This is a genomic window from Streptomyces sp. NPDC016459, from assembly GCF_040632845.1.
GTDB lineage: Bacteria > Actinomycetota > Actinomycetes > Streptomycetales > Streptomycetaceae > Streptomyces.
The window spans coordinates 79,818-95,080 of the sequence record NZ_JBEYCR010000009.1; the positions used below are offsets into that span (position 1 = coordinate 79,818).

The window sequence follows — 15,263 nt, forward strand, 5'->3', positions numbered from 1 at the left end:
GAGGGTTTCGATGACGGTACGAGTAGCAGTGGCGGGTGCGAGCGGATACGCGGGCGGAGAGCTCCTGCGTCTTCTCCTCGCCCACCCCCACGTGGAGATCGGTGCCCTGACCGGCCACTCCAACGCCGGTCAGCGCCTCGGGGCGCTCCAGCCCCATCTGCTGCCGCTCGCCGACCGCGTCCTCGTGCCCACCACCGCCGACGAGCTCGCGGGGCACGACGTCGTCTTCCTCGCCCTGCCCCACGGACAGTCGGCCGCCGTCGCCGAGCAGCTCGGACCGGACGTCCTCGTCGTCGACATGGGCGCCGACTTCCGGCTCCGGGAGCCCGCCGACTGGGAGGCGTACTACGGCTCCCCGCACGCCGGCACCTGGCCCTACGGCCTCCCCGAACTGCCCGGCGCCCGCGTCGCTCTGACGGGGGCCAAGCGTGTCGCGGTGCCCGGCTGCTATCCCACCGCCGTGTCGCTCGCGCTCTTCCCCGCGTACGAGAACGGTCTCGCGGAGCCCGAGGCCGTGATCGTCGCCGCCTCCGGTACCTCCGGTGCCGGCAAGGCGGCCAAGCCGCACCTCCTCGGCAGCGAGGTCATGGGCAGCATGTCGCCGTACGGCGTCGGCGGCGGCCACCGGCACACCCCCGAGATGATCCAGAACCTCAGCGGACCGGCGGGGGAGCGGGTCACCGTCTCCTTCACGCCGACCCTGGCGCCGATGCCGCGCGGCATCCTCGCCACCTGCACGGCCGCCGCGAAGCCGGGCGTGACCGCCGAGTCCGTACGGGCCGCCTACGAGAAGGCCTTCGCGGACGAGCCCTTCGTCCATCTGCTTCCCGAGGGACAGTGGCCGGCGACGGCGTCCGTCTACGGTTCCAACGCCGTTCAGGTACAGGTCGCGTTCGACGCGGCGGCGAACCGGATCATCGCCATCAGTGCCATCGACAACCTCACCAAGGGCACCGCCGGCGGCGCGGTGCAGAGCATGAACATCGCCCTCGGACTCCCCGAGGCCACCGGACTCTCCACGATTGGAGTCGCTCCATGAGCGTCACCGCAGCGAAGGGATTCACGGCGGCGGGCATCGCCGCCGGGATCAAGCAGAACGGCAACCCGGACCTGGCCCTCGTGGTCAACACCGGGCCCCGCCGTGCCGCCGCGGGAGTCTTCACCTCCAACCGAGTCAAGGCCGCCCCCGTCATCTGGTCCCAGCAGGTCCTCGCCGACGGCGAGTTGACCGCCGTCGTCCTCAACTCCGGCGGCGCCAACGCCTGCACCGGGCCGAAGGGCTTCCAGGACACCCACGCCACCGCCGAGAAGGTCGCCGAGGTCCTCAGCGCGCAGGGCGCGGACGTCGGCGCCGGCGAGGTCGCCGTCGCCTCCACCGGCCTCATCGGCATCCTGCTCCCCATGGACAAGCTCCTCCCCGGCGTCGAGAAGGCCGCGGCCGAACTCTCCGAGCACGGCGGCGAGAAGGCCGCCATCGCCATCAAGACCACCGACACCGTCCACAAGACCTCCGTGGTGACGAAGGACGGGGCGAACGGCGGCTGGACGGTCGGCGGCATGGCGAAGGGCGCCGGCATGCTCGCCCCTGGCCTCGCCACCATGCTCGTGGTCCTCACCACCGACGCTGACGTCGACGCCGAGGGCCTCGACAGCGCCCTGCGGGGCGCCACCCGCGTCACCTTCGACCGCGTCGACTCCGACGGCTGCATGTCCACCAACGACACCGTCCTCCTCCTCGCCTCCGGCGCCTCCGGCGTCACCCCCGCGCAGGACGCGTTCACCGAGGCCGTACGGGAGGTCTGCGACGACCTCGCCCGCCAGCTGATCGGCGACGCCGAGGGCGCCAGCAAGGACATCCGTATCGAGGTGGTCAACGCGGCCACCGAGGACGACGCCGTCGAGGTGGGCCGCTCCATCGCCCGCAACAACCTCCTCAAGTGCGCCATCCACGGCGAGGACCCCAACTGGGGCCGGGTGCTCTCCGCCATCGGCACGACGGGTGCGGCCTTCGAGCCCGACGAGCTCAACGTCGCCATCAACGGCGTCTGGGTGTGCAAGAACGGCTCCGTCGGCGAGGACCGCGACCTGGTCGACATGCGCTACCGCGAGGTCACCGTCACGGCCGACCTCGCGGCCGGCACCGAGTCCGCCGTCATCTGGGCGAACGACCTCACCGCCGACTACGTCCACGAGAACAGCGCGTACTCCTCATGAGCGACTCCCAGAACACCGGCGAATCGCACAACACGGGAGACTCCGAGATCACGGGCGACTCCCAGAACCCCACGCGCAGGCACACGGCCCTCCCCAAGGCGCAGATCCTCATCGAGGCCCTGCCCTGGCTGACCCGCCACAACGGCAAGACCGTCGTCATCAAGTTCGGCGGCAACGCCATGATCGACGAGGACCTCAAGGCCGCCTTCGCCCAGGACGTCGTCTTCCTGCGCCAGGCAGGTCTCAAGCCGGTCGTCGTGCACGGCGGCGGCCCCCAGATCAGCGCCGCCCTCGACCGGCACGGCATCGTCAGCGAGTTCAAGGCGGGCCTGCGGGTCACCACCGAGGACGCCATGGACGTCGTACGGATGGTCCTCGCCGGCCAGGTCCAGCGCGAGCTCGTCGGGCTGCTCAACCAGCACGGCCCGCTCGCCGTCGGTCTCACCGGCGAGGACGCCCACACCATCACCGCCACCAGGCACCGCCCGGTGATCGGCGGCGAGCAGATCGACATCGGCCGGGTCGGTGAGATCACCGCCATCGACACCGGCGCCATCCAGGCGCTCCTGGAGGACGGCCGCATCCCGGTCATCTCCTCCATCGCCCGCTCCCAGGACGACGGACATGTCTACAACGTCAATGCTGATACGGCGGCTGCGGCACTCGCTGCGGCGCTTGGCGCCGAGACCCTGATGGTCCTGACCGACGTCGAAGGCCTCTACGAGGACTGGCCGAACAGCGACGAGGTCATCAGCCGGCTCACCGCGAGCCAGCTGGAGAAGCTGCTGCCCGAGCTCTCCAGCGGCATGGTCCCCAAGATGGAAGGCTGCCTGCACGCCGTACGGAACGGGGTCACCACGGCCCGGGTGATCGACGGCCGGGTCCAGCACTCCATCCTGCTGGAGATCTTCACCGACGAGGGCGTCGGCACGATGGTCGTGCCGGACGGACAGGGGGACTGATGAGCAGCACCGGCAACGAGCAGCTGACCGAGCGGTGGCAGGGCTCGCTCATGGACAACTACGGCACCCCCCGGCTGCCGCTCGTCCGGGGTGAGGGCGCCAAGGTCTGGGACGCCGAAGGAAACGAGTACCTGGACCTCGTCGGAGGCATCGCCGTCAACGCCCTCGGCCACGCCCACCCGGCGGTCGTCGAGGCCGTCACCCGCCAGATCCGGAGCCTCGGCCACGTCTCCAACCTGTTCGTCGCCGAACCGCCCGTCGCCCTCGCGGAGAAGCTCCTCTCGCTCTTCGGCCGGCCCGGCAAGGTCTTCTTCTGCAACTCGGGCGCCGAGGCCAACGAGGCCGCGTTCAAGCTCGGCCGGCTCACCGGCCGGTCCCACATGGTCGCCACCGAGGGGGGCTTCCACGGCCGGACCATGGGCGCCCTCGCGCTCACCGGCCAGCCCGGCAAGCAGACCCCGTTCCTGCCGCTGCCCGGGGACGTCACCCATGTCCCGTACGGGGACGTGGAGGCGCTGCGCGCCGCGGTCACCGAGGACACCGCGTTCGTGATCATCGAGCCGATCCAGGGCGAGAACGGCGTCGTCGTCCCGCCCCCCGGCTACCTCAAGGCCGCCCGGGAGATCACCCGCGCGACCGGCACCCTCCTCGTCCTCGACGAGGTGCAGACCGGCATCGGCCGCTGCGGCCACTGGTTCGAGTACCAGGCCCACGAGGGCGTGGAGCCGGACGTCGTCACCCTCGCCAAGGGCCTCGGCGGCGGCCTCCCGCTCGGCGCGACCGTCGCCTTCGGTCCCGCCGCCGACCTCTTCACGCCCGGCCACCACGGGACGACCTTCGGCGGCAACCCCGTGGCCTGCGCCGCCGGAATCGCCGTCCTGGACACCCTCGGCGCGGACGCCGCCCTCGATCACGTGAAGGCGGTCGGGGAGCGGCTGCGGCAGGGAATCGAGGGCCTGGAGCACCCGCTGGTCTCCCACGTCCGTGGTGCGGGTCTCCTGCTGGGTATCGTGCTCACGGAGTCCCTCGCACCCCAGGTGCAGCAGGCGGCTCAGGACGCCGGCCTCCTGGTGAACGCGCCCGCCCCCGATGTCGTACGGATCATGCCTCCGCTGGTCTTCACCGACGCCGAGGCGGACGCCTTCCTCCAGGCCCTGCCCGGGGTCCTCGACGTGGCGAACGGGCAAGGACGAACCGGGGAATGAGACGACGATGACCGACGCGCAGGAAAACGAGCGCTGGGGGTCCCCCCAGGCGGAGCCTGGGGGAGGGCCGTCCGTTCCGCAGACCCGCACCGCACGCCACCGCAGGATCGTCGACATCCTCAACCGGCAGCCGGTGCGCTCGCAGAGCCAGCTCGCCAAGCTCCTCGCGGACGACGGGCTGAGCGTCACCCAGGCGACGCTCTCCCGCGACCTCGACGAGCTGGGCGCGGTGAAGATCCGCAACACCGGCGGCGAGCTGATCTACGCGGTGCCGAGCGAGGGCGGTTTCCGCACCCCGCAGGCCCCGCTCGGCGAGTCCGCGAAGGAGGAGCGTATGCGGCGCCTCTCCTCCGAACTGCTGATCTCCGCCGAGGCGTCGGCGAACCTGGTGGTCCTGCGGACCCCGCCGGGCGCCGCCCAGTTCCTCGCGTCGGCCATCGACCAGGCCGAACTCCACGCCATCCTCGGCACGATCGCGGGCGACGACACCCTGATGCTCATCAGCCGCGACCCGGCGGGCGGCCAGGCCCTCGCCGACCACCTGCTGATGCTGGCGCAGAAGTAGGCCGCGGCCCGCGGGGTCGACCCGCGGGCCCGAAGCGGCGACGCGGGGTTATTCGGCGGCCACCGGCGTCGGCGTCGGCACCGCCTCCGGGTCAGGCGTCGGCAGCGGCGGCAGGGGCAGGGGCAGCGCGGACAGCCCGTCGAGGCTGGTCGCGATGTGCTCCTTGCGGACGCAGTACGCCCTGAACTCGTCGTCCGTCTTCCGGTTGAAGTACTCGGCGTGCAGCGACCGGTCCTCCTGGTACTCCATCAGCGGGACGGCGAACCCGCAGGAGTCGCTGACCCGTCGCGCGTGCACCAGGACGATCGCCCGCGCGCTGCCCTGACCCTCCACGGCCTCCGCGGGGAACCGCGCGAACAGCTCACCCCACCGCGGGTCGTCGCGGAGCACGGCCTCCCCTGTTCCGTGCACCCGTACGACGGTCGGCGGCCCGGAGAAGGCGGTCCACATGAGGGTGATCCGACCGTTGCCCGGCTCCCGCAGATGCGCGATCGTCTCGGCGGTGCTGCCGCCGAAGTCGACGTAGGCGAGAGTCAGTTCGTCAAGAACCACGAGGGTGCCGCGCCGCCCCTTGGGAGACAGGTTGACGTGCCCGTCGCCGGCGAGGGGAGCGGTGGCCGTGAAGAACACCGGCTGCTCCTCGATGAAGGCGCGGAGTCGTCCGTCGATATGTTCATATGTCTTTCCCATGTCTCGCATTCTGCCCGCTCCGTGTTTCGCGGGGCGTGCGCGTCTCAACTCCCGCCCCGCCTCGCGCGGTCGGGGCGCCGCGCGAGGCCGACGATCCGAAGCAGCCACGCGCGCGCGGAGAGGGCCCGGCTCTCGTCGGCGGGCAGGGGCGGAGTGATCGGCGGGGCGGGGACGGCGACCGGCCGCGCCGGGACGGCGTCGACCGGCGTGTGATCGGCCCAGGGGCGCAGCGCCTTCGCCGTCTCGCGCACGACCCGCGGCGAACTGTCGTCGAGCAGCGGTACCAGCCGCTGGAGGTGTACGGCGTCGAGGAGGCGCAGTCCCGCCACCGCCCCGGCCCGCACCTCGGGCCGCTCGTGCCCGATGAGCTCCCAGAGCGCCGGCACGTCGACGGCCCGCTCCCCGCACTCGGCGAGGCCCAGCGGAGCGTACGGGGGCACCGCGTCCGCAGCCCCGGGCTGTGCCGCACAGGCCGCACGGTAGAGCGGCAGTGGCTCGGTCCCCGCCTGCCGCAGTACGTAGCGGGCGCAGGCCCGCACCAGTGCGGACCGGTCGTACAGGAACGGCTCGGCCTCACCGGCCCGGCCCGCCCGGCGCAGCCCCGTGACCCCCGCCGCCCGCACCCGGCCCTGCCGGGCGGACAGCAAGGGGGCGAGGACGGCCGGGTCCGGCGGGTCCCCGGCGGCGGCGAGCGCGGCGGTGGCGCAGAGGTCCTGGACGATCACGTCGGGGTCGCGGGCGGCGATCTCCGCCAGCCGGGTGGGGGAGAGGAGCCCGCGGTCGAAGGCGATCCGGTGGGCGAGCCGACGCACGGCCCGGTCCCCGCTCCCCAGCAGCGCGGTCACCCCGGACGCGGGCCCCTCCCGCAGGGCCCGGGTCAACGCCTCCCGCGCGCTGTCCCCGCGCAGCCGCTCCCCGGTTCGGAGGGCGACCGCGACGAGGACGCCGAGAGCCTCGGGCGTGACCCCCGACAGCTCCTCGCGCAGCACGGCGCGTGCCCGCTCCCGTACGGGCGCGGCCCAGTCCGAGCAGCGGATCACGACCAGAGGAAGGAGCGCGGGGGAGCGGGAGACGTACCGGAGGGAGGCCTCCCTGATCCGCCCGTCGGGACCGCACAGGGCGAGGGCCAGTTCCGGGGTGGTCGGAGGCTGTGTGGCGTCGCCGGACGACCACGCGGGGGTCGCCGGGACGTCGCCGCCGCGGCGCAGGAGGGTCCGGATGTCCTCGTCGAGCGTGATCCACGCCCCCGCGTCGCCGTCGCCGCCGTCGATGGCGCGGGCGAGCCGGTGCAGGACTCCGTCGAAGGCGCTGCTCGTCATGGCCGGAGCCTAGGGCCTCTCGTCCGGAGCGGATCGGGCGCGCCCCGACCGCGTTGACAAAACATACGGAGGATTGCATAGTTATGCTGTCATCGACATCTTCGCCCTCCCCGCGAAGACGGCGGTATACCCACCCTCCTGAGGAGCAGCAGCTGTGAGCAGCAACAACGGTGACGTCCGGCTCTGGGGCGGACGGTTCGCCGACGGTCCCGCCGAGGCCCTGGCGAAGCTGTCCGCGTCGGTTCACTTCGACTGGCGTCTCGCGCCCTACGACATCGCCGGTTCCCGAGCCCACGCGCGCGTGCTGCACAAGGCCGGACTGCTCACCGAGGACGAGCTGACCCGTATGCTCGCCGGCCTCGACCTTCTGGAGTCCGACGTCGCCGACGGCTCCTTCGTCGGCACCATCGCCGACGAGGACGTCCACACCGCCCTGGAGCGGGGCCTCCTGGAACGCCTCGGCCCGGACCTCGGCGGCAAGCTGCGCGCCGGCCGGTCCCGTAACGACCAGGTCGCCACCCTCTTCCGGATGTACCTGCGCGACCACGCCCGGATCATCGGCGGCCTCGTCGCGGACCTCCAGGACGCCCTGGTCGGCCTCGCCGAGGCACACGCGGACGTCGCCATGCCCGGCCGTACGCACCTGCAGCACGCCCAGCCCGTGCTCTTCGCCCACCATGTCCTGGCCCACGCCCAGGCCCTGTCCCGGGACGCCGAGCGGCTGCGGCAGTGGGACACCCGGACGGCGGTCTCCCCGTACGGTTCCGGCGCCCTCGCGGGTTCCTCGCTGGGGCTCGACCCGGAGGCGGTCGCCAAGGAACTGGGCTTCGAGCGCGGCTCGGTCGGCAACTCCATCGACGGCACGGCCTCGCGTGACTTCGTCGCCGAGTTCGCCTTCATCACCGCGATGATCGGGATCAACCTCTCCCGGATCGCGGAGGAGATCATCATCTGGAACACGAAGGAGTTCTCCTTCGTGACCCTCCACGACGCCTTCTCCACCGGCTCGTCGATCATGCCGCAGAAGAAGAACCCGGACATCGCCGAGCTGGCCCGCGGCAAGTCCGGCCGCCTCATCGGCAACCTCTCCGGCCTCCTGGCCACCCTGAAGGCGCTTCCCCTCGCCTACAACCGTGACCTCCAGGAGGACAAGGAGCCGGTCTTCGACTCCTGCGACCAGCTGGAGGTCCTGCTGCCCGCCTTCACCGGCATGATGGCCACGCTCACCGTGAACCGGGAGCGCATGGAGGAGCTGGCACCGGCCGGCTTCTCGCTCGCGACGGACATCGCGGAGTGGCTGGTCAAGCAGGGCGTGCCGTTCCGGGTGGCGCACGAGGTGGCCGGCGAGTGCGTGAAGGTCGCCGAGTCGGAGGACAAGGAGCTGGACGAGCTCACGGACGAGCAGTTCGCCAAGATCTCCGAGCACCTCACCCCGGAGGTCCGCACGGTCCTCGACGTCCCGGGCGCCCTCGCCTCCCGCGACGGCCGGGGCGGCACCGCCCCCTCGGCGGTCGCCACCCAGCTCGTCGAGGTCAAGGCGGACCTGGTCATCCAGCACGCCTGGGCCGAGGCCAAGAAGTAGGCCGTACGACACTCACGGCGCCGCCGCCCTCCCTGCGCGAGGGTGGCGGCGCTTTCCATGCCGCCTCCAGAATGAGACATTGATGTCTCATTTGGTGTATGGTTGTCTCATGTCAGTCGATCGCACCCAGGTGCTCCGCGCCGCCGCCGCCCTGCTCACCCGCAAGGCGACCGCCACCATGGACGAGGTCGCACGGGCCGCCGGGATCGGGCGGGCCACCCTGCATCGGCAGTTCGCCGGGCGGGACGCGCTGGTGCGGGCGCTCGAGGAGCTCGGGCTTCAGGAGCTGGAGGCCGCGCTCGACCGGGCGGACCTCGACCAGGGGCCCGAGGACGAGGCCGTACGACGTCTCGTCGGCGAGGTGGAGCCCGTCGCACCCCTGCTGTCGTTCCTCGTCACCGAGAACCAGCTCTTCGAGGGCGACCAGGTCAACGAGGGCTGGGCCCGCCTCGACGCCCGGGTCTCCGCGCTGTTCCGGCGCGGGCAGGAGAACGGCGTCTTCCGGATCGATCTGACCCCCGCCTGGCTCACCGAGGCCTTCTACGGGCTCGTCGGTTCCGGCGCCTGGGCCGTGCAGGACGGCCGGGTCGCCGCCAAGGACTTCCAGTACATGATCGTCGAGCTGATGCTCGGCGGAGCGCGCAGGAGCGTGGAGAAGTGACCACCAGCACCCTCAGCACCACGGACCATACCGAGGGCGTCCGCCGCCCCGGCCGGTGGCTCGCCCTGTCCGTGCTCGTCCTCGCCGTCCTCCTCGTGGCGGTCGACGCCACGGTGCTCGGACTCGCCACCCCCTTCCTCTCCGAGGACCTGAAGCCCTCGGGCTCCCAGCTGCTCTGGATCGGGGACGTCTACTCCTTCGTCATCGCCGGACTCCTCGTCTCCATGGGCAGCCTCGGCGACCGCATCGGCCGCAAGAAGCTCCTCCTGGTCGGCGCCATCGCCTTCGGCGCGGTCTCCGTCCTGAACGCCTACGCGACCAGCCCCGAGATGATGATCGTGGCCCGCGCACTGCTCGGCGTCGCCGGCGCGACCCTGATGCCGTCCACCCTGGCGCTCATCCGCAACCTCTTCCACGACCCGCGCGAGCGCAGCCTCGCCATCGGCATCTGGGGTGCCATGGCCTCGGCCGGCGCCGCCGTCGGACCGGTCGTCGGCGGGTTCCTCCTGGAGCACTTCTGGTGGGGCTCGGTCTTCCTCATCAACCTGCCCGTCATGGCCGTCCTCGTCCTCGTCGGGATCAAGCTGATCCCCGAGTCGAAGAACCCCCACCACGGCCCCTGGGACCTGCCCAGCGTCCTGCTCTCCCTCGTCGGCATGATCGGCCTCGTCTACGCGATCAAGGAACTGGCCTCCCACGGGCCCTCCCTCGACGCGGGCCTCGCAGCCCTCGTCGGCGCCGGCGCCCTGACCTGGTTCGTCCGCAGGCAGCTGACCCTGCCCGCGCCGCTCCTGGACATGCGCCTCTTCCGCCACCGCGGCTTCTCCGGCGCCGTCCTCGCCGACCTGCTGACCATCCTCGGCCTCTCCGGCCTGGTGTTCTTCCTGTCCCAGTTCTTCCAGCTGGTCCAGGGCCGGCAGCCGTTGGAGGCCGGACTCGCCGAACTGCCCGCCGCCGTCGGCGCTGTCACGGCCGGTCTGATCGCGGGCACCGTGACCCGTCGCTTCTCCGTACGGTCCGTGGTGGCCGGCGGTCTCGCGGCGGTCGGCCTCTCCCTCGCCGTACTGACGACGCTCGACCAGCACACCGGCTATCCGCTGCTCGGCGCCGCCCTGCTCGTCGTCGGTGTGGGCGCCGGCTTCGCGTTCACCGTCACCGCCGACGTGATCCTCTCCAGCGTCCCGAAGGAGCAGGCCGGATCCGCCTCCGCCGTCTCCGAGACGGCGTACGAACTGGGCGCCGCGCTCGGCATCGCCGTCCTCGGCTCGATCGTGACCGGCGTCTACCGCGGCTTCGCCACCCCGGCCGGTGTCCCCTCCGACATCGCGTCCGCGTCCCACGAGTCGCTCGGCGGCGCGGTCGAGGCCTCCGGCGGCCTCGACCCCGACACGGCGACGGCCCTGGTGTCGGCCGCGCAGGAGGCCTTCGTCGAGGGCCTGCGGATCGCGGCCGGCGTCGGCGCGGCGGTCCTCCTCGCGACGGCGGTCGCGGCCTGGTTCCTGCTCAGGGGCCAGAAGCTGGAGGACGGCGTCGAGCACTGACGCCCCGACAGGCCGGCAGCGCCGACCACTGACGCTCCGAGGTCCACGGCACTGACGCCCCGACAGGGCGGCGCCGTCCGCGACACGGCTGCGCACGCCCGCCGCGAAATCGACCGTGCCCCGTACGGCTCAGCCGTACGGGGCACGGTCACGCCTGTTCCGAACGGACTACGCGGCCTTCGCCTTGGTGGCGTACATGTCCACGTACTCCTGCCCCGACAGCCGCATCACCTCGGCCATCACCGAGTCCGTCACCGCCCGCAGCACATACCGGTCGCGGTCCATCCCCTCGTACCGCGAGAACTCCATCGCCTCGCCGAAGCGGACCGTCACCCGGCCCGGACGCGGGAAGCCCGCCCCGCCCGGCTGGATCTTGTCGGTGCCGATCATCGCGAACGGCACCACCGGCGCCCCGGTCATCAGGGTGAGCCGTGCGATGCCCGTACGGCCGCGGTAGAGCCGGCCGTCGGGGGAGCGGGTGCCCTCCGGGTAGATCGAGAAGACGTTGCCCTCCTCAAGGACCCGACGCCCGGTCATGAGCGCCGCGACACCGCCACGGCCGCCGTCCCGGTCCACCGGGATCATGCCGACGCTGGTGAAGAACCAGGCCATCGCCCTGCCCTTGACGCCCTTGCCCGTCACGTACTCGTCCTTGCCGATGAAGTAGACCGGACGGTCCAGACAGATCGGCATGATCATCGAGTCGATGAAGGTCAGGTGGTTTCCCGCGAGGATGACGGGTCCGGTGCCCGGAATGTTCTCGACGCCCTCCACGCGGGGGCGGAACATCAGGCGCATGACCGGCCCGAGCACTGCCTTGATGATCGCGAGACGGGACAACGGTTCCTCCGGTGGGATGCGGGTCAGTCGAGCTGACGGTGCAGCTGGCGACGATACTCGCGGGTCACCTCCGCGCGCACATCGGGTTCACCGAGTGGATACGCAGTGTTGACGTGTGTTTCCGCCATGTTCGACCGAGGTCTGCCGGATGGAGGGGGTTGGTGCCTAGCGTCGTGGGCACCCGTCGACAGGTACGGGACATGACACAGGAGGACACCTCATGACCCAGGGCGAACGCCGGATCCCGGCCCGGCGCACGGTTCTCGGAGCGGCGGGCGCCACCGTCCTCGGCACCTCCGCCGCCCTCGCGGCCGGCACGGGCGCGGCGCAGGCCGCCGGTGCGCAGAGCGCCGGGGCGGGCCGCACCCCCGGCCACGGCCGCGGCTACCGCTCCCTCCCCGTCCCCACCGTCATCGCGCACCGCGGCGCCAGCGGCTACCGCCCCGAGCACACCCTCGGCTCCTACCGGCTGGCTCTCGACCTCGGTGCCCACGTCATCGAGCAGGACCTCGTCCCCACCAAGGACGGGCACCTCGTCTGCCGCCACGAGAACGACATCACCGGCACCACCGACGTCGCCGACCACCCCGAGTTCGCGTCCCGGAAGACCACCAAGAGCGTCGACGGCACCTCGTACACCGGCTGGTTCACCGAGGACTTCACGCTGGCCGAGCTCAAAACCCTGCGGGCCAAGGAGCGCATCCCCGGCACCCGCCAGGAGAACACCCTGTACGACGGCCGCTGGACCGTGCCCACCTTCGAGGAGGTGCTGCGCTGGGCCGAGGACGAGGGCCGCCGCCGGGGCCGCGAGATCTGGCTCCACGTCGAGACCAAGCACCCCACCTACTTCCGCTCACTCGGCCTCGGCCTGGAGGAGCGCCTCGCCAAGCTCCTTCGCCGATACGGGCGGCACCGCGCGAACTCCCCGGTCTTCCTCCAGTCCTTCGAGCCGAGCAGCATCCAGCGACTGGCGAAGCTGGTGGACTCGCCCGGCGTGGTCCTGCTCTCCGGCGCGACCAGCCGCCCCTGGGACTTCGTCCAGGCCGGGGACCCGCGCACGGTGGCCGACCTGGTCACCCCCAAGGGCCTGCGCTGGATCGCCTCGTACGCGAAGGGCATCGGTCCGACGCTCGACCTGGTGATCCCCAAGGACGCGAACGGCCGCCTCGGCGACCCGACCACCCTGGTCCGCGACGCGCACGCGGAGGGTCTGATCCTCCACCCGTACACCCACCGCAACGAGAACGCCTTCCTGCCCGCGGACTTCCGCCGGGGCACGGACCCGGCGGCGTACGGCGACTCCTTCGGGGCCCTCAAGCGGTACCTGGCGACGGGGATCGACGGGATCTTCTCCGACAACCCGGACACCGCGCTGCTCGGCGCGGCGGACCACACCGCCCGCGACTGACCTCGTGTACGCGTGCGGGCCCGGCGACCGGGCCCGCACGACCTCCTCCCGGGTGGTTTACGCCCCGCACCGCAACCACGCCCGCGTAGCCCGGCATCGTGCCGGACATGACCACCCCCGAGACCCACCGCGAGACCCACCCCGAGACCCGACCCAAGGCCCACCCCGAGACCCGACCCGAACGACACCCTGAGGCCCACCCCGCCCCCCACCGCGCGACCCACCCCCAGCCGCACCCCGACACCGCTCCCGTCGCGGATACGGACCCCGGCCCCGGGCTCCTCGCCGCGCTCGCCCCGCTGCTCGCCGCCGAGTCGGACGCCGAGGCGTCGGCCGCCGGTGTCGAACCGGGCGACCTCGAACAGGCCGTCTGGCTCCGTCTCCTGGAGCGGCTCCAGGCGACCGGGACCGCCCCCGAGCGCCCCGCCGAATGGCTGCGCCGGGCCGTCCGCGCCGAGGCCCGCCGCGCCCGCAGGACCAGCGACCGCGAGCGCCCCTACCGCGACGAGCCCGCCCACGATCCCGGCGGCTCCGGTCCCCAGGGATCCCCGGAGCACTCCCTCCTCGATGCGGAGGGGCGCCGTACGCTGCGCGCCGCCGTCACCCGGACGCCCGGCCGGTGCCCCCGGGTGCTGACGGCGATGCTCGCCCCCGAGGACCTCACCTACCGGGAAATCGCAGGAGAGTTGGGTATCTCACAGGGCAGTCTGGGGCCGATGCGTTCCCGTTGCCTGGGATGCCTGCGCAGAATGCTGGCGGCAGAGGTTCCCGCCCCCGGCCGAAGGGGAAGGGTGCGGTAAACCGATGATCGACAGATGAGCGGGAGGCGTGCACACATGGGCCTGAGCGTGACCATCTCAGCAGCGGACGCGCGGGACGCGGAGCACATCCTGAAGCTGCAGTACCTCTGCTACCAGAGCGAGGCGGAGCTGTACGGGGACTGGTCCATCGAGCCGCTCACCCAGTCGCTCGACGAGCTGCGCGCCGAACTGGACGAGGGGTACGGCCTGGTGGCCCGGCTCGGTGACGAGGTCGTCGCCTCCGTGCGGGCCCGCCTCGACGAGGACGGCACGGTACGGATCGCCAAGCTGATCGTCCACCCGCGCATGCGGCGGCACGGACTCGGCGGGCGGCTCCTCGACGGCATCGAGCGCCGTTTCGCGGGCGGCGCCGACGCCGCCGCACAGCCGGAACCGTCCGCCAAGCGCTTCCAGCTCTTCACGGGCCACCGCAGCGAAGGCAATCTGCGGCTCTACCGCCGCAAGGGGTACGCACAGGTCGCCACCCGGGAGGTCGGCCCCAGGCTGACCCTGGTGACCCTGGAGAAGGCGGCCTGACTCAGGCGGCCGTGAGCGCGCGCGACCGGCGCAGCCACCAGATGCCGGTCAGCGGGAGCAGCACCGGAATGAAGAGGTACCCGTAGCCGTAGTCCGACCAGACCGTCGCGTCCGGGAAGGCGGACGGCTCGACCAGCGTCCAGGTCCCGACGATCAGTACGCCCGCGAGCTCGGCGGCGCAGCACACCAGCGCCGCCCTGCGGGCCGTCTCCCCACCGCGTACCAGCGTGTAGGTGATGAAGGCGTAGACGACGGCCGCGACCCCCGACAGCGCGTACGCGAGCGGCGCACGGTCGAACTCCGTGGCGATCTGGTAGATCGAGCGGGAGACCGCCCCGACCGACATCACGCCGTACAGCCAGACGAGCAGGATGCCCGGCCCCGTGACGAGGCGGGTCCTCGTGCCCGGTGCCGCCTTCTCCTGGGTCGCGGTCATGGTCAGCCCACCGTCCAGATGTCGTGGAGTCGCACTTCGAGGACGGCCAGGACGACCGCGCCGGCGGCGACCGTGGCCGACCCCCACCGGCTGCGCTCGGCGAGCGACATGAAACCGGCGATGGGCACCGCGCACAGCGCCCCGACCAGATAGGCGACGAAGATTGTCGCGCCCTCCTCGGCCTTCTCGCCGCGCGCCAGCTGCACGATCCCGACGACCAGCTGGACCAGGACGAGGAAGGTCACCACGGCCATGCCGATGAAGTGCCAGTCCTTGGTCGGCTGGTCGCGGAAGGCGGCGAAGCCGCACCAGGCGGCGAGGGCGAGCGCGGCCACGGAGACCGCGACCGTCAGGACGTCAAGCATGCGCCCGAGGGTATTACGGCCGACAGGGCCGGATGCGCTCACCCCCGGTCGGCACCGGGCGACCGGACCGCGGCCTCGGCCGCACCCTCGCCCGTACGGCCCCCGAACTGTCCGCATGATGTGCCGGTCGCGTCCGCT

16 protein-coding genes are annotated in these 15,263 nt (G+C 72.1%); 11 read left to right on the forward strand and 5 right to left on the reverse strand.

What is annotated here, in order from left to right; all coding sequences use genetic code 11:
* The first annotated feature begins 10 nt into the window (after positions 1-10).
* From argC to ABZ567_RS22040, 5 genes are read left to right on the forward strand one after another with little or no spacing between them, the layout of a single operon-like run.
* Complete coding sequence (gene argC / locus ABZ567_RS22020) at positions 11-1,039, forward strand: N-acetyl-gamma-glutamyl-phosphate reductase (RefSeq protein WP_360792488.1); 1,029 nt, start codon at positions 11-13, stop codon at positions 1,037-1,039.
* A complete protein-coding gene (gene argJ / locus ABZ567_RS22025; RefSeq protein ID WP_360792490.1) occupies positions 1,036-2,214 on the forward strand; it encodes a bifunctional glutamate N-acetyltransferase/amino-acid acetyltransferase ArgJ in 1,179 nt (392 codons plus the stop codon). Before argC ends, argJ begins: the two co-directional genes overlap by 4 nt.
* Entirely contained in the window at positions 2,211-3,176 is a 966-nt protein-coding gene (argB, locus tag ABZ567_RS22030; RefSeq protein ID WP_360792492.1) for an acetylglutamate kinase, read from the forward strand. Before argJ ends, argB begins: the two co-directional genes overlap by 4 nt.
* The gene (locus ABZ567_RS22035) at positions 3,176-4,381 is read left to right on the forward strand and encodes an acetylornithine transaminase (RefSeq protein WP_360792494.1); all 1,206 of its coding nucleotides are present in this window, start codon (positions 3,176-3,178) and stop codon (positions 4,379-4,381) included. Before argB ends, ABZ567_RS22035 begins: the two co-directional genes overlap by 1 nt.
* 7 nt (positions 4,382-4,388) lie before the next feature.
* The gene (locus ABZ567_RS22040) at positions 4,389-4,946 is read left to right on the forward strand and encodes an arginine repressor (protein ID WP_360792496.1); all 558 of its coding nucleotides are present in this window, start codon (positions 4,389-4,391) and stop codon (positions 4,944-4,946) included.
* A 48-nt stretch (positions 4,947-4,994) separates the two neighbouring features.
* Here the strand turns inward: ABZ567_RS22040 and ABZ567_RS22045 are convergent, their stop codons facing one another.
* Together ABZ567_RS22045 and ABZ567_RS22050 are read right to left on the reverse strand one after the other, a co-directional pair.
* Entirely contained in the window at positions 4,995-5,636 is a 642-nt protein-coding gene (locus ABZ567_RS22045; protein WP_360792498.1) for a pyridoxamine 5'-phosphate oxidase family protein, read from the reverse strand.
* A gap of 44 nt (positions 5,637-5,680) precedes the next feature.
* Complete coding sequence (locus tag ABZ567_RS22050; protein WP_360792500.1) at positions 5,681-6,955, reverse strand: hypothetical protein; 1,275 nt, start codon at positions 6,953-6,955, stop codon at positions 5,681-5,683.
* A 154-nt stretch (positions 6,956-7,109) separates the two neighbouring features.
* On the opposite strand from ABZ567_RS22050, the gene argH reads away from it, so the two are divergent.
* The 3 genes from argH to ABZ567_RS22065 all read left to right on the forward strand — a co-directional run bounded on the left by argH (position 7,110) and on the right by ABZ567_RS22065 (position 10,739).
* On the forward strand, positions 7,110-8,537 hold the full coding sequence (gene argH, locus ABZ567_RS22055) for an argininosuccinate lyase (protein ID WP_360792502.1): 1,428 nt from the start codon (positions 7,110-7,112) through the stop codon (positions 8,535-8,537).
* A 109-nt stretch (positions 8,538-8,646) separates the two neighbouring features.
* Positions 8,647-9,198 carry a helix-turn-helix domain-containing protein gene (locus tag ABZ567_RS22060; protein WP_360792504.1) on the forward strand — a complete coding sequence of 184 codons (552 nt, stop codon included), beginning with the start codon at positions 8,647-8,649 and terminating at the stop codon, positions 9,196-9,198.
* Entirely contained in the window at positions 9,195-10,739 is a 1,545-nt protein-coding gene (locus tag ABZ567_RS22065) for an MFS transporter (RefSeq protein WP_360792506.1), read from the forward strand. The genes ABZ567_RS22060 and ABZ567_RS22065 overlap by 4 nt, the downstream gene beginning before the upstream one ends.
* A 168-nt stretch (positions 10,740-10,907) precedes the next feature.
* Here the strand turns inward: ABZ567_RS22065 and ABZ567_RS22070 are convergent, their stop codons facing one another.
* Positions 10,908-11,579: a lysophospholipid acyltransferase family protein gene (locus tag ABZ567_RS22070; protein WP_360792508.1), complete on the reverse strand. Its 672-nt coding sequence runs from the start codon at positions 11,577-11,579 to the stop codon at positions 10,908-10,910.
* 220 nt (positions 11,580-11,799) lie between these two features.
* Here ABZ567_RS22070 and ABZ567_RS22075 point away from each other — a divergent pair, with 220 nt between their 5' ends.
* From ABZ567_RS22075 to ABZ567_RS22085, 3 genes are all read left to right on the forward strand, one after another.
* Positions 11,800-12,987, forward strand: a complete 1,188-nt coding sequence (locus ABZ567_RS22075) for a glycerophosphodiester phosphodiesterase (RefSeq protein WP_360792510.1) — start codon at positions 11,800-11,802, stop codon at positions 12,985-12,987.
* A 299-nt stretch (positions 12,988-13,286) separates the two neighbouring features.
* A complete protein-coding gene (locus ABZ567_RS22080) occupies positions 13,287-13,787 on the forward strand; it encodes a sigma-70 family RNA polymerase sigma factor (RefSeq protein WP_360792803.1) in 501 nt (166 codons plus the stop codon).
* A gap of 36 nt (positions 13,788-13,823) precedes the next feature.
* On the forward strand, positions 13,824-14,324 hold the full coding sequence (locus ABZ567_RS22085; RefSeq protein WP_360792805.1) for a GNAT family N-acetyltransferase: 501 nt from the start codon (positions 13,824-13,826) through the stop codon (positions 14,322-14,324).
* Position 14,325: 1 nt separating this feature from the next.
* Here the strand turns inward: ABZ567_RS22085 and ABZ567_RS22090 are convergent, their stop codons facing one another.
* Entirely contained in the window at positions 14,326-14,760 is a 435-nt protein-coding gene (locus ABZ567_RS22090; RefSeq protein WP_360792512.1) for a hypothetical protein, read from the reverse strand.
* Positions 14,761-14,762: 2 nt separating this feature from the next.
* The gene (locus ABZ567_RS22095; RefSeq protein ID WP_360792514.1) at positions 14,763-15,125 is read right to left on the reverse strand and encodes a hypothetical protein; all 363 of its coding nucleotides are present in this window, start codon (positions 15,123-15,125) and stop codon (positions 14,763-14,765) included.
* Between the last annotated feature and the right edge of the window lie 138 nt (positions 15,126-15,263).